We start from the raw sequence: 13,221 nt of genomic DNA, 5'->3' as shown, positions 1-13,221 counted from the left end.
CCGCCTTGTCTAAATGCTTTTCAACTCCCACTGAGACGGGTAAATGTTTATCGGAATTGGTATAGATCGGTAGGGACTGCATCGGCGCTATTCAGCTTCTTCCTTCGGGAAGCCCGCCAGGAGACGTACAGCGCATTGCTTACAAAGCCCTCTCTGAGCAACGCATGGCAGAAATCCTCCAGGGTTACCGTACCCAGGTACCATTAGGGATGCTGAGAGACGAGGATGATTTTCGTATTTCCCTGGCGGGTGCACAGGAAAAAACGGCATTACTGAAACATCAGGAGAACTGGTGTTTACCTCTACACTCAACACCAACAACGCATATTTTAAAACTGCCCATTGGTGAGATTAAGTCTCATGATCGCTCTATTGATATGACACACAGTGTTGAAAATGAATATCTCTGCTTAAAGCTGGCCAGGGGCTTTGGTTTTGCAGTGCCGGATTGTGAAATAGTGTCACCAATGGGTGTTAAAGCGCTGGCTGTTGAACGTTTCGATCGCAAATTTTTTCCAGATAAAACCTGGCTGATGAGATTACCTCAAGAGGATTTTTGTCAAATCCGGAAGATGTCACCTGCCCGAAAATACGAGTCTGATGGCGGTCCCGGTATTCGGGAAATTATGGAGGATCTAAGAGGCTCTCAAAATGCCATTAAAGACAGAGATACCTTTATGCGAGCACAGGTATTGTTCTGGCTTCTGGGCGCGACAGATGGCCATGCAAAAAACTTTTCGGTGTTTATCAATGCCGGAGATACCTACCAGCTGACGCCACTTTACGACATAGTGTCAGCTTTTCCGGCGGTCACAAAAAAGGGGCTGCATTATCGGGATTTGAAACTGGCCATGTCGCTGAAGGCCAGCAAAGGCCGAAAAAACCAGATAGATATGATCTACCCTCGTCATTTCATGGCAACCGCGAAAGAAGTGGGGTTTAGTGAAAACCGCATGCAAGCTATCCTGGCGGAATTTGCCCAAACCAGCGAGCAGGTCATGTCGGATGTGCAAAAATCCTTACCAAAAGACTTCCCTACCGACGTTAAAGATGCCGTGTACACGGGCATGTTACGTTTGCTAAAAAGATTGAGGTGAAATTAAACCTCTTGCCCACCACCCTGGCACTACTCCAGCCCCTCTGGAAGTTGTAGAGTCCCAGCCAGTGACGTCTACTACTTCGCCGATAAAGTTATAACCTTTCAAGGCATTTAGATATCATGCTTTTGCTGGACAGGTGCATGGTATCAACACCTTCCAAAGTAACTTCAGCGGCGCGAAGGCTCTTACTGAGTGGCATATATTTCGGGTTAAGATTTCTGTCGCGTCATGAGCAATATGAAGTCTGATTACGTTGGCTTAATTTTTAAAATACTACGCACGTCATTTTCCACAAAATTTTTAACAGGTCTTGGGAAAGTACTTTTGTAAAATAACTTAATTTATAAAAATTTTGGTAGTTCCCCCGAATCTAAATATTTAAGAAGACTGGGATTATTTAAAACGGACCTGTAATAAATTGCTCCCCATGAGTTAAATGTTTTTACTTCTTCTTGTTTGCAATATATACGGATTAATTGTCTCGCGGTTAGGGGATCCTCATACTCCCTCTCATCTGCGATTAAGCGCAAAAGATGTAAATGTTTGCTTTCACAATATTCTTCTATACGCTCCTTAAGTCTTATACCATCAATATGACTTTCAATGAGTCGCTTATAATCTTTGTCAATAATATCTGCGACGCAAACTTTAAAACCAGATGGTCTTTGATATGGGGGAATAATATCAATATGAAATAAACACTTTTTGGCGTGATCGTAATAAGGATGAAAATAAGCTTTTTTATGTTTAACCGTTAAATAGTGCGTCGATTTATGACCTTGGCATGTAGTGCACATAGGAGTTAGATTATCAATGCATATAGCTAATTCTGGAAAAATTTCTTTCGGTAAATAGTGATCTAGAGTGCCCGGTGTACCATCTTCGCCGCAAGACGGGCAATATATCAATCGATGCTTCTTCCGCATTTTTTCGAGTATCCGGAAAGGGAACTTTTTTTGTGCAGGCGTGTATAGATTTATTAGTGATTTCTTCCGGTCTATGGCTTCCTGTTCAGATTTAGTATATTTGAGTAAGTTGAGAGGTTTTAGATGTTCTGGATTCCCCTTACAAGCTTTGTAAGTATTGAACTGGGTTTTCAAGTCACCAGCGATAGCTTTATAAAAACTCAAAAATTTTTTCCGTTCAGAAATTACAGTTTCAATTACATCGATAGAATCTTCATCGGGAGGATTAATTCTAGTGACCATTACTCCGCCCCAGTCGAAGAATCTTCATTGTCATTTCTTCATTTATTTGACCATCTAGTAGACTTATTAATTCATCAGAAGAAAACTCTTTTACTTTCTCTTCTAACCAATCATCAAATGGTTTGGTAACTGATTTATCTCCAAATACATAACTTGATATACGTTGCATGTCTCCACCAAATGTTTCAAATGGGGGAGATACTATATCCAATCCATAGCCTTCATCTCTAAAAATATGGACGCATCTTGATGGTACTTCTCTAACAACAGCAAGAGAATGCGTTGCTAAGATTGCCTTTGATTTGAATGGTTTGAGAACAGCTTTTAGTAGTGCTATGAACTCAATTTCGAGCGTGGGATGCAGAAACAGCTCAGGTTCATCGATAACCACTAAACTATTATCTTTAAGTTCACCAACAACATTGATTACTATGTAAGTGAATAATCTTTGACCGGAACTAAGTGAGCATAGATTTTTGTCTTTTATGAAAACTACACCAGTTTCCAGTTTGCATGCTTCCGAAAGTTCGCTTTCTGATACTTCGGATGGTAATTCCTTATCCACAGTAAGATAGTGCTTTCCATTAACTTTTATTAAGCTGTCACCATAGTCTGAAAATAATGATAGATCCTTTAATTCAAGTGCTATGGCATCAAATTGGAATGCGTTTTTTAATGCTTGCTGTACTGTAAGTAGCTTTTCTACTCTACCGTGTATAAAGTCATATTCATTATCGTCATAGATCGCCCTAAGAATTGAATTGGCAGAATTATAACTGGGTAAATTACGATTAATTCCAATGCTCCCATCATTATTCATATATCTAAAGCCGAAATACTTATATGCTTGCTTATCTTGAAGCTCGTTGCCTTCGAGGTCTAATGTAAACTCTTCAAATGGACTGTAAGAAACAAGAATTAATTTACTAATGTTGGGGGGGGAGTTGAAAGGAGTGTGGTTTTGCTTTTCAAGTAGTTCAGGCTTCCCAATACCCGTTTTAAGCCAGTATTCAACCAAAGATTTAATGCTGTAAGACTTGCCGATCCCATTTGAACCGATCAATACATTTATGTCATAAGGTAAAAGTGAAGATTCAAATTTGTACGGGATGGTTTCAGTTTTTCCATCTTGAGTTAGAAGGTTAAGTTCGAAGCTTTTTATTTCAGTTGAACTTTTTTCGATAGTTCGCCAGCCATCCTCAAAAGCCTTGATAGAGCCGCTTTCCCGCAATAGAGAACCTTCAAACTCTTTGCTGTTAAGCAATATGTTTGCCTTTTTTCTCTGCTTGATATGCTTTAGAAAGCCAGCATCTCTCAATTCAGAGAGCAACTTTTTTGTTTTATTTGTCCCTAATTTTGATATAAGTATTGAGTAAATTTCAATGTTTGATGGTAAAGATATGTAGTTAACTTGAGGGATAGGAAAAAATCCGGTCCATCCATTATTTCTTAAATCATCAAGTTTCTTCGCTGTATAATCACATCCCTCTATTAACACTTTTATGTAAAAGTCAAACTTCAAAAGTTCTCCATCAAAATACAAACTAGCATTTAGAGTGGTTTTGTTGCCGTAATCATCCCAATTGTTTCCACTTAATGCTAACAGATTTGGCTCAGAATCTAATAATCTTGGGCGGCGTTCTCCGGGCTGCCCATGATGGTAAAATACTTTCATATTTAAATTCTTCCGAATATCTAAAATATTGAGCAAAAAATTTTGAGTTAGTATTCTTTGCTGACTGACATTATACCAATTACACTACGATTCTGAGGTCACGGTGAATTAATTTCATTGCATTACAACTTCAAACTTCTTGCCCTGCTACCCAGGCGCTGCTCCAGGCCCACTGGAAGTTGTAACCCCCCAGCCAGCCGGTGACGTCTACTACTTCGCCGATAAAGTATAAGCCTTCAACGTCCTTGGCCATCATGGTTTTGCTGGACAGGTGTTTGGTGTCGAGGCCGCCTAAGGTGACTTCAGCGGTGCGGTAGCCTTCGGTGCCGTTGGGTTGTAGCAGCCATTGTTCAAAGGCCTGGGCAACCTGTTCCAGTTGCTTACCCTGAAACTGTTTTAATGGTTTGTTGGCTAAACTGAAGTAGGGGATTGCTGCCTGGACAAAACGCTTGGGATAGATTTGCGCCAGTGCGGTAGCCAGTTGCGCACCCGGATTGGATTGTTGTTTTTCTGTCAGGATCTGCTGCAGATCGCCGTTGGGATACAGGTTGAATTCTACTTTCTGGCCGGGTTCCCAGAAACTGGAAATTTGCAGTACAGCCGGGCCACTAAGACCCCGGTGGGTAAACAGAATATTCTCGTTAAAAAAGGTGTTATTACAACTGGCGCTGGCATTAACAGAAATACCGGAAAGTTCGGCCAATACTTGTTTGTCTTTGTCATGCAGGGTAAAGGGCACCAGACCTGCGCGGGTGGGGCGAATGGTTAAACCAAACTGCTCAGCTACCTGATAACCAAAGGGGGTTGCGCCTAATTTGGGCATACTTAGGCCGCCAGTGGCGATCACCAGGCTTTCGCACTGGTAGGGGCCATGACTGGTATCCAGCATAAAACCGCTTGTGGTTTTTTCGATGTGGCGGATGTCACATTGCATCTGATGTTTAACATTGCCCTGCTCACATTCTGCCATCAACATGGCCACAATATCTTTGGCTGAGTCATCACAAAACCACTGACCCAGCGTTTTTTCGTGATAGGCGATTTTGTACTTTTCTACCAGGGCAACAAAATCCCATTGGGTATAGCGGCTCAGGGCTGATTTACAAAAATGCGGATTGTCCGACAAAAAGTTTTCCGGTGAGGCAAACATATTGGTGAAATTACAGCGTCCACCACCGGAGATCAGGATCTTTCTGCCGGGTTTTTTGGCGTGATCCAACAACAATACCGAGCGACCGCGCTTACCTGCTTCGGCGGCACAAAATAACCCGGCGGCACCGGCACCGATGACAATAACATCTGTTTTAATCAAGATAATTCCCCAGCTGTGAACGCGGCGATTATAGCGGCTTCAAAAAAAATTTGTCACACTTTGCCGGTGGTTGGTGACCTTTAGTGGTAGGCTCATGCAACCGGAGATTAATCATGACTGAATTAGTACAGCAACAATTATTTGAACAGGTGCTTCTGGCACAAAAAGGCGATATTGAGGCGTTTACTCAACTGGTATCAAAAACACAGAATCTGGTTACCAGCACAGCCTTGTCGATTGTGCAGGATGTTCAGGCCAGTGAAGATGTGGCGCAAAATACCTTTGTGGCCGTGTGGCAACAAATTCAGGAGTTAAAATCGCCTGACAGCTTTCTCCCCTGGATCAGGCAAATTACCCGCAACAAGGCAAAAAATTACCTGCGGGACAATAAGGTTAGCCGGGAAGAAACGATTGCAGAACTGCCGGAAGAAAATGAGCATAGCGATGCTCAGCAGGGTGATCTGAACAAGCTGGAAACTGCCCAAATTCACCGAATCGTGATGAATGTGGTGGCAGAATTACCAGCCGAAAGTCGGGACATTCTGATCCTGTATTATCGGGAGCAGCAAAACAGTCGTCAGGTGGCGGAGTTGCTGGATTTGACGGAGGCCAACGTCAGGCAAAAGCTCAAGCGGATACGCGGGCAGGTTAAATCTGAATTACTGGAGACGCTGGGTGAGTACCTGTTTTCCACATTGCCTGCGGTGGGGTTTACAACCCTGGTAACGTCTTCGATCACCACCAGTTTACCGGCTGCGGCAAGCATAGCCTCTGGCGGCTTTTCTCAATATTCCGGTATCGCAAAAATACTGGTATTGGGAAGCGGTGCGCTGCTCGGTGGATTGGTGGCGGTGGCGGCAATTTTCTTTGCTGCGCTTTTAACGCAACGAAATTTAACCGATGACGAACAAAAGCGGCTACTCAAGAAACACGCTCGTGGTCAGGCAATCTGGGTAATGCTATGTAGCGTCTTGTTTGCGCTGGCGTATGTGCTTGACGATGGCTGGGTTGCCCCGGTGCTTGTTTACAGTGTGTTGATGATAGGGTTATGGGTGCAACAACGCTCGTTAATGAGGTTGATAAAAGACGCGGTTATACAATGTAAAACAGCGCATTTTGTTGCCGGTTGGATTGGTTTAATGCTGGGCGGCGGAATTGGCTTTATTGCCATGGTGATGGGGCTGATTAACAGCGGCAGACTGGTGCTTTGATGAAAGTTGGCGTGTGCCAACTTTCAGTTATTCGGTAAACACTTACAGTGCTGCCAATATGGCTTCGGCGCTGCTGACTTCAAACTGCCCGGCCTCTTCAACCGCCAGGTGTGTTACCACTTTGTTGTCGACTATCATGGCGTAACGCAAACTGCGAATACCACCAAATTTGCCGGTTTGCTTTGCCAGACCAATAGCGTCGCTGAACTCACCGTCTCCGTCGGCCAGCATGGTCAGGTTTTCGGCATTGCTGGCATTGCCCCAGGCTTCCATGACAAACGCATCGTTTACCGAAATACAGATAATACTGTCTACACCCTTTGCTTTAATATCATCGGCATTCACCACAAAACCAGGCAGATGCGCCTGTGAGCAGGTAGGAGTGAATGCACCGGGTACGGCAAACATCACCACTTTTTTATTGCCAAACAAATCCTCTGTTGTGGGTTGTGAACTTTCGCCGCGTTCACGTAGCATAAACGTGTGGCCGGGTAAGGTATCGCCTACAGAAATCATCAATTTTTCCTCTCTAATGAATAGTAAACAGCACTATGTTACTGCTGGTGGGTATAATTCTCAATCGGTGCTTAGCGCATCAGATATACTAATCAGAGTATTTTCTTGCTGATTTTGTAAGCAGAGTCTACGCTTTTTCCAGCGAGTAATTATCTACACTGACAGCTGATTGTTGCTAAATCATGTCAAGCAACATCAACAGGCTCCAACAACACGGTAAATATCAATGATGAAAAAACAACGACAAGGGATTGTATTACGCGTCTGCCTGTTTTGCTGTGCGCTATTTTACGGCGCAGCTAACGCTGGCCTGGTGGCGTTTTTTGATGTGAAAGATGCCCGCGATGGCTGTCCCACAGGATGGCAAGAGCTAAGCGAGGCTAAAGGGCGGATGCTCCGGGGCACAACAAACGGTGACGAGGTGGGGCGAGTCAATGGACAACCAATGCCGGATAAGACCCCGCCAAAACACGATCATGAGATTACTCTGGGCGTCACCCTGGACTATGAACCTGTGGTAGCCAATAGCGGTGGCAATCCTAACCTGACTCATTCTGGTATAAAACGCACAGTTACTGGTCGCACTTCAAGCTCTGATGGCAACATGCCTTACATGCAAATGCTGTTATGCGAGTACGTGGGAGTGGACCAAGATGGTGAGCGTATTAAAGAGCCACTCCATGATTATTTTCCCAGGGAAATGGTGAACTTTTTTAATGACCGAAGTTGCCCGGATAACTGGGAAAAATATGACAAATTGCACCATCGTTTTATTGTTCCTATTCCGGCTGATGCAAAAGCTGATGAATACAACCTGCAGGTGGGGGATTGGCCGGGAAACCAGATAACGCATGATCACCATGTGTATGTGTCGGATGCTAAAAGCGACAATGTGGTGCATTTGCCGGTGATTGATCACTCCGTGGTTCTTGCTAAGTCTTTTTTATTCTTCAAACAAAACACGGGTTTTGGAAAAGCTACGTTTAAAGATCAGTTTTTCCGTACAGAAGCATCGTCACCGGACGCGGTACCTTATATTAATCTGATGGTATGTCAGAAAACGGCAGGGCGTGCCAGAACCAGCCGCTTACCTTTAGATTTGTTCAGTTTTATCGCGGCAGAGGATTGCCCTAATAAATGGGGGCGTAGTCCTCACTCCAATGGCCGTTTCCTGGTGGGGTTACCAGCAGGAGATACAGCGTTGAGCGGCACCTCTTTTGGCGGTGAACCACTTAATTCCAAAGAGATCCGCACCCACAACCATAAAATCAGAATGGATATCACTTTACCGTCAAATTACATTGGCGGGGCCAGTGGTTCCGGTGCCAGCGGTTATGCACAAAGCGGCACCTATACCATGGACGGCGAGGCCGTACCGACGATCAGTACTTATCCATACGTACAAATGCGTAATTGTACAGTAACGCAGGCCGCCAGAGACGCCAGCCGATAAGTCAATACGATTGAAATGGACGTCGCTATTACCACCCGAACCGCCAGCCCTGAACAATCAGGAATACAGGGCAACAACACCGGAGGAAACACCCATGAATGCCGCCATCGCCACTCGCCTGGAATTTTCTACCGATACCATTGAACAGATTTTTTCAGCAGCGTTACCGCCACTGGCTGCCGGTGTGGAGCGACGTTTTGCTGTGGTGCAGCGTCCGGTAGATCAGGCCGGTAAAGATATCGATCTACTCGGTGCCGAGCAGACCGAAGTGGAGTTGCTGTCTGTATCGCCCGATAATCAACTTTTACATCTCCGGCCCTCGGCTCATAGCCAGACAGGTTGGGAGGCCAGCCTTATCACTTTGCCCGCTATGCGGGGCGACCGCCGCACGCTGCAGGGCGATGTGGTGAAAATTGACGCCTATTACCAAAACGGCGAAATCATTGCGCTGTTGCATTATGAAGAGGGCGAGCACCATATAATATTGCCCATGAGTTTTACGCCAGAGCGAGGCTGGCAAGAGCTGGATATTAGGGGCAATGTTGCCAATTGTCTGTATCGCACTACACAAACGGAAGTGTACCGGACGGCTCAGGGACAGCATTTTTTTTACGGGGTAAGCACGGCATTTGAGACGCCACAGTTTTTTATCGTTTTCCAAAACCCCAAAGGACGACTGGAAGCGGTTTACGAACGCCGTCCCGATACGGATGCGACCTACCGGTTACTCGCCAGCGGAGGCAGTGGTCATGCCTGTTTGCGCATTGAGGGTGAGGATCTGGTGCTGAAAGACTTTAAGTTCGGCTACGATGACGAGGAAGACGAATACTATTTTGAATGGGGCAAAGATGTCGCCCGCTGTAATGCCGGATTTGGTGAACTGGTAGCAGACAATGTGTTGCCCTTTCCCAGCATTATCGGGTCGCAAAATTTGTTGTTGCTGACCGATGATAAGGCCCTGCATTTTGTGGCTGGCTACGGGCAAAATAATCTCACTAGCTATGCGCTGACAGGCGTGAATGATACCCAGCCTGCCAGTGTGGCACAGGTATGCCTGGGACGGGATGACCAAAATCGGGCCGTGGTATTTGCCTTGTCGGCAGTTGATTCCCGGTTGTGGGTTTTGCGTCAGCAGGGCTTTACTGAGCAGGGCGATATCGACTTTGGTGACTGGGTTTGTCTGGGAAATCGCGCCAATGCGATTGCCTGTCCACGTGCCATGTTAGATGGCGCTGAGTTGTTTTTGGTGAACAGTGAAAATCGTGCGCTGGAACATATGTGTCAGGATCGCGAAACGACCTTGTGGAGCAATCTGGAAGTAAACTGCACTTCCGCTGCTGAAGCTGAATCTGAACATGCTAAATCAGAAGTTATGCCGTGCCATGCAGTCGAAGTGGAGTCACGTGACGACAATGGTCAGCTGGTAACGCTTGCGGCACTTGAGATCCGCAGTAGTTATGCCTGTCATGTGTCTGCGAACGATATCGGCATGAAATTGAATGCCCGGCAGTGGAAGCCCCTCAGCACCGATGCGTCCGGCAAGTTAAACCTGGTAATACCCGCAGAGAGCATTCACGCACCAACCTTGTTTTTCCGTGTCAAAGCCACAGGAAAGGAGTTTCAGGTTAATCCTAACGCCAGAGTCAGTGAGCGGCTGGCGGGCAAAGATGCAAGAGTGAAAATAGAAACCCGCAGCTTGCGCGCTGCCGGGCTTATTCCTGAAAACATGCCCGGGCCTCAGGCAAATGCGGTGGCAGATATGGTGCGACAGCTGGGCAAAGCTGAAGGCGCTTCGCCAGAGAACAATTCTTCCGGCGCGGCGTTGCGCATGAAGATTGACCAGCAAGGTAACCATTCAAAAACGGTTAACGTGTCGCCACCCGATGCATCTGCTGTAACGGTGCAAAGCCTGGCGGATAAACCTGAAGAACGTCCGCAGGGGATACCAATATTAGGAGATGTGATCAACTTATTAAAACATGCCTGGGAAGAATTTAAAAATGCTGTGATTACCGTGGGTAAGCAGTTTGCTGAGCTTGTGGTAACGGTCGGCAATAAAGTGGTGAAATTTGTGGTGGATACCGCGCAGGGCATCGCCAAAACGGCAGAGGCGTTATTTCATACCATCGCCGGATTCTTTAAAAAGGTCGGCGAGGCTACCGCTAATCTTGCGCTGAAGCTGGTTAAATTTGTAACGGCATTATTGGGTTGGCAGGATGTGTTGATTACTAACGAGGTAATCAAACTGAATGTCCATCAGGCGCTGGAAAGCGCTCAGCAGACATTTGAGCGCGATCTGGTGGACTGGGGCCGCAAAAAAGCGGATCACCTGAAATCCGCAATCGATGATGCATTCAATCAGGTGGAAGCGGTGCTTGGCGCGATGGATCCGATGCAGACTCAACAATTTGCTGCTGCCGATGGAACCGGGCAAACCTCTGCCATGCTCAGTGCTCTGCAGAACAACAAGGTCGCTGGACGTATGGTAAGTAATAAGCTGCAGCGTAAGGGGGAGGTGATTAATCGCAGCTTTGCGCCTGGCAGCGATCCGCAAGATGCAATATTTTTGGAATTTGCGCAAAATATTGAAACCCGATTTAAACACCGCATGAATGATGAAGTGCTGGCCATTTTCGCCGATTTTAAACCCGATTCGCCGGCGGCCTTTTTCTCCGGAGGTGTGCTTCGCACCTTCCGCACCATGAAACCTTTGTTGTTGTTTGCTATTGATGTCGGTGAAGAATTAATGGCGCTGGCGCTGAAATGCGTTGGTCGTATGTTCCAGCTCATCGCGGCGCTGCTCAACACGGAAGTGTACCTGAATGGGGTGTCAGAGTTTGTGCTGATGACACGGGGAACCAGCACGACATTGCTGGATCTGGTGAGTCTGGCGATTGCAATTCCCATGAATCTGGTGCACAAGTTACTGCACAAACTAACTGCGCCATTCACGCAACGCCAGCTTGAAGACATGCGGGCACAAAAGGCTAACTGGAAAAATTTATTCAGTTTTATCGGCCGGGCCTGCACGGCTGAAAAAGAGCAAAATATCAAGATCTCACAGGACTTAAAAGATGCGGCTCAATCCTATATCGACGTAATGAAAGTTCCGTCATTGATACTGGGCCTGTTCACCGCGGTGAGTGATTTTGCCTATGGCCATGTAATGGCGTTGAAGCACGCCGTGGACAGTAAAGAGATTACCGGCAAAGCGGGCACGGTTTTCAAGATTATCGCCTATCTGTTTAAGATTATCCGGTTTGCCATATCAATTCCTTCAAAGTTAATCACGTTAGCCGGAATCCTGATTGCCGTTACCGGGGTATTGTTGCCAAAGTCGGATTCACCCAAAAAGCCCAGTAAACTGCCTTATGCCATGTCGATTTGCGCCGGCATTGCGACAGTTATCGGATTGGGATTAACGATATTTGCCTTGATTGCGCCCATGCCAGCCCTGCTGGTTACTGTGTTTGTGGATGTTGCGGAAGCGGCTTTTACGGGTTTAGTTGCGGTAATGACCATTGCAGCGCTCATATACAATGGCGTAATCACCAAAGATGGCTGGATGACGTCAGCTGATGCGCTGGATCAATTGGGGTCGTTTTTTGCGACCATTCCGTGCTTCTTTTCATTTATTCCGCCCTGTGTACCCTTACTGGATTCTGCATACGGCGCAGGGGAGATTTTGCTGGTTGTGTTGTTAGGCGTGGATATCATCTCCGGGTATGGCTCCGGGATCACCGGGTTAGCCGGCGGAATTATCAAGCTGGCTACCCAATCCTGATTGCTATCAGTTATTTGCGCTGTAGTAGCGGTCCAGTATTGCCTGATACTCACCTGATGCCACGATGGTGCGAAGATGTGCCTGAAAGCGAGCAACAGTGTGTTCCGGAACATTTGGGTTAAACGCGAAACAGGTTTGAGAATCTGCAACGGTAAACACACTTTCAAAGTCGTCGGGATTGCGCTCGGCATTGCTTAGCATCTGATTGGCTCCTAATTCATCATAGGCAATCAGTTGCACCCGGCCTTTGTCCATCAGCTCCAGATTGGGGCGCATGCTGGTGTTGCTGAGTATATTGAAGGGTTTATTCAGAATAGATAGCAGAGCCTGTTCGCTGACATCAGAGCGCACTGTGCCTATGGTGTAGTGTTCCAGATCCGCGGCAGAATAGATTTTGATCTGACTGGATTTTTTTGCCAGAAGAATATAGTGGGTGTCTACAATGGGGCAGGCCCATTGGAACAAGCTTTCCCGGGACGGGATCCTGGCTACTGCGAACAGCATAAAATTGGGGCGATTTTGCAATTCAAAGTACGCCCGGGCCCAGGGGTATAGCACAATTTCCGGCGCTGTTTTTATGCTTTCCCGTTGCCAGATGAGGGTCAGTAAATCAATGGATATCCCTTTGAAGCGACCGCCTTCAAAGTAGTTCATGGGGGCATAGTCTTCAGTGGCTAATTGCAAATTCAAAAAGGGAGATTCCTGAGCCTGGGTCTGGTGACTCAGGTACATCAAAATGATCAGCAATCGCAAACCGTGTTGTAGGGCGCTCAGCAACATCGTTTGAACCTGCACAAAATTTCAGCAAAGATATACGCTTAGTATAGTCAGGAAATGCCAATAACACGCTGGTTTTAAAAAAGAAAAAGCACTTCTTTGAGAAGTGCTCAGACTGTTGAAAAAGGCCTGGACGCAGATCCAGGCCTTTGATCTAATAGGCATATAGAAATTGGAGATTTCAA

9 protein-coding genes are annotated in these 13,221 nt (G+C 46.2%); 4 read left to right on the top strand and 5 right to left on the bottom strand.

The window, feature by feature from the left end; translation table 11 throughout:
- Positions 1–164 precede the first annotated feature (164 nt).
- The gene (locus AC0J20_RS18490) at positions 165–1,097 is read left to right on the top strand and encodes a HipA domain-containing protein (RefSeq protein ID WP_473022863.1); all 933 of its coding nucleotides are present in this window, start codon (positions 165–167) and stop codon (positions 1,095–1,097) included.
- A gap of 344 nt (positions 1,098–1,441) precedes the next feature.
- Here AC0J20_RS18490 and AC0J20_RS18485 read toward each other — a convergent pair whose 3' ends face one another.
- The 3 genes from AC0J20_RS18485 to AC0J20_RS18475 form a co-directional block, all read right to left on the bottom strand.
- Positions 1,442–2,308 carry an HNH endonuclease gene (locus AC0J20_RS18485; protein WP_473022862.1) on the bottom strand — a complete coding sequence of 289 codons (867 nt, stop codon included), beginning with the start codon at positions 2,306–2,308 and terminating at the stop codon, positions 1,442–1,444.
- Positions 2,298–3,983: an AAA family ATPase gene (locus tag AC0J20_RS18480; RefSeq protein WP_473022861.1), complete on the bottom strand. Its 1,686-nt coding sequence runs from the start codon at positions 3,981–3,983 to the stop codon at positions 2,298–2,300. Before AC0J20_RS18480 ends, AC0J20_RS18485 begins: the two co-directional genes overlap by 11 nt.
- Before the next feature lie 130 nt (positions 3,984–4,113).
- Positions 4,114–5,295, bottom strand: coding sequence for a BaiN/RdsA family NAD(P)/FAD-dependent oxidoreductase (locus AC0J20_RS18475; RefSeq protein WP_473022860.1), 1,182 nt, complete (start codon positions 5,293–5,295; stop codon positions 4,114–4,116).
- A 113-nt stretch (positions 5,296–5,408) separates the two neighbouring features.
- Between AC0J20_RS18475 and AC0J20_RS18470 the strand changes: the two genes are divergently transcribed.
- A complete protein-coding gene (locus AC0J20_RS18470; RefSeq protein ID WP_473022859.1) occupies positions 5,409–6,506 on the top strand; it encodes an RNA polymerase sigma factor in 1,098 nt (365 codons plus the stop codon).
- A 42-nt stretch (positions 6,507–6,548) separates the two neighbouring features.
- On the opposite strand, the gene AC0J20_RS18465 is transcribed toward AC0J20_RS18470, so the two are convergent.
- On the bottom strand, positions 6,549–7,022 hold the full coding sequence (locus AC0J20_RS18465) for a redoxin family protein (protein ID WP_473022857.1): 474 nt from the start codon (positions 7,020–7,022) through the stop codon (positions 6,549–6,551).
- A 226-nt stretch (positions 7,023–7,248) separates the two neighbouring features.
- On the opposite strand from AC0J20_RS18465, the gene AC0J20_RS18460 reads away from it, so the two are divergent.
- Positions 7,249–8,475 carry a hypothetical protein gene (locus AC0J20_RS18460; protein WP_229531009.1) on the top strand — a complete coding sequence of 409 codons (1,227 nt, stop codon included), beginning with the start codon at positions 7,249–7,251 and terminating at the stop codon, positions 8,473–8,475.
- A 94-nt stretch (positions 8,476–8,569) separates the two neighbouring features.
- A complete protein-coding gene (locus AC0J20_RS18455) occupies positions 8,570–12,259 on the top strand; it encodes a hypothetical protein (RefSeq protein ID WP_473022856.1) in 3,690 nt (1,229 codons plus the stop codon).
- A gap of 6 nt (positions 12,260–12,265) precedes the next feature.
- Here the strand turns inward: AC0J20_RS18455 and AC0J20_RS18450 are convergent, their stop codons facing one another.
- Positions 12,266–13,039, bottom strand: coding sequence for a substrate-binding periplasmic protein (locus AC0J20_RS18450; protein ID WP_473022855.1), 774 nt, complete (start codon positions 13,037–13,039; stop codon positions 12,266–12,268).
- Positions 13,040–13,221: the final 182 nt, after the last annotated feature.

It is taken from the genome of Planctobacterium sp. R6 (assembly GCF_055755215.1).
The sequence above is the reverse complement of the archived record's forward strand: the minus strand, read 5'-3'. Positions and strand labels throughout refer to the sequence as shown.

Coding starts and splice junctions, on each gene's coding strand:
- AC0J20_RS18490 (WP_473022863.1), top strand. CDS start 165: ATGGCAGAAATCCTCCAGGGTTACCGTACCCAGGTACCATTAGGGATG.
- AC0J20_RS18485 (WP_473022862.1), bottom strand. CDS start 2,308: ATGGTCACTAGAATTAATCCTCCCGATGAAGATTCTATCGATGTAATT.
- AC0J20_RS18480 (WP_473022861.1), bottom strand. CDS start 3,983: ATGAAAGTATTTTACCATCATGGGCAGCCCGGAGAACGCCGCCCAAGA.
- AC0J20_RS18470 (WP_473022859.1), top strand. CDS start 5,409: ATGACTGAATTAGTACAGCAACAATTATTTGAACAGGTGCTTCTGGCA.
- AC0J20_RS18465 (WP_473022857.1), bottom strand. CDS start 7,022: ATGATTTCTGTAGGCGATACCTTACCCGGCCACACGTTTATGCTACGT.
- AC0J20_RS18460 (WP_229531009.1), top strand. CDS start 7,249: ATGATGAAAAAACAACGACAAGGGATTGTATTACGCGTCTGCCTGTTT.
- AC0J20_RS18455 (WP_473022856.1), top strand. CDS start 8,570: ATGAATGCCGCCATCGCCACTCGCCTGGAATTTTCTACCGATACCATT.
- AC0J20_RS18450 (WP_473022855.1), bottom strand. CDS start 13,039: ATGTTGCTGAGCGCCCTACAACACGGTTTGCGATTGCTGATCATTTTG.